This window comes from Mesorhizobium sp. M5C.F.Ca.IN.020.32.2.1 (assembly GCF_004023105.1).
Classification (GTDB): Bacteria; Pseudomonadota; Alphaproteobacteria; order Rhizobiales; family Rhizobiaceae; genus Mesorhizobium; species Mesorhizobium wenxiniae.
Map to the genome: position 1 here is coordinate 1 of NZ_RZSX01001329.1, position 1,108 is coordinate 1,108.

1 protein-coding gene is annotated in these 1,108 nt (G+C 65.1%); it reads right to left on the reverse strand.

All coding sequences use genetic code 11. The features are described from left to right. A partial coding sequence (locus EOA86_RS35720) for an MATE family efflux transporter (RefSeq protein WP_164892371.1) occupies positions 1-1,108 on the reverse strand: 1,108 nt, incomplete at both ends.

Here is a 1,108-nt window from a genome sequence, read left to right on the forward strand (position 1 = left end):
CCCCAATAGCCGATCGCTGCATAGATCATCGGCACCTTGGTGTCGTGCAGGCCGCGCAACATGCCGGCGGCAACCGCCTGCGCGCCGTCGAAAATCTGGAACAGCGCGGCAAAGGCCAGGAACGACACGGCAAGCCCGATCACCCTGGCATTGGCCGGTTCACCAAGATCGATGAAGGCGCTGATCAGCAGTTGCGGCCACAGGATCATCACCAGCCCCATCAGCGCCATGAACGAGACGCCGATGACAAAGGCGGTCCAGCCGGCGCGGGAAACCCCTTCCGGATTGCCGGCGCCATAGGCGAGCCCGACACGCACCGTCGCCGCCTGGTTGAGGCCGAGCGGCACCATGAAGCTGATCGAGGCGATCTGGATGGCGATGGCATGCGCTGCAAGCGAGGCAGCGTCGATCAGCCCCATGAGAAGGGCTGCCGCGTTGAAGATCGTCACCTCGAAGGCGAGCAGGCCGGCGATCGGCAGGCCGAGCCGCAGCAGCCCCTTGAAGCGCGGCCAGTCGGCCCGCCAGAAGCGCCCGAACAGCTGATAACGGCGAAACTTCGGCTCAAGCATCACCACCGCCGCCATGCCGACGAACATCAGCGTGCTGGACAGCGTGGTGGCGAGGCCGGACCCGGCGATGCCCATCGAAGGAGCGCCGAGATTGCCGAACATGAACACCCAGTTGAAGAAGACATTGCTCGCGACGGCAACGAAGACGATGACCAGCGCCCAACCCGGCCGTTCCAGCGCCGAGATAAACGAGCGCAGGACGATATAGCCGTAGAAGGGCAGCACCGCCCATTCGAGCCAGCGCAGATAGATGCCGGCCTGATGTGCCAGCGCCGGTTCCTGACCCATGGCCAGCAACACGGCCTCGCCGTACCAGAGAAATATCCAGATCGGGATTGAGATGAGGATCGCCAGCCACAGGCCCTGCCGGACGGTGCGGCGCAGATCGCGCACGGAATGGCGACGGCGGCCGAGTTCCGTGGCGATCATCGGCGAGGTCGCCAGCATCAGCCCGAGCCCGAAGATCAGCGGCATGAAATAGAGGTTGGCGCCGAGCGCACCGCTGGCCAGCGTGTCCGGACCCAGCCGCCCCATCATCA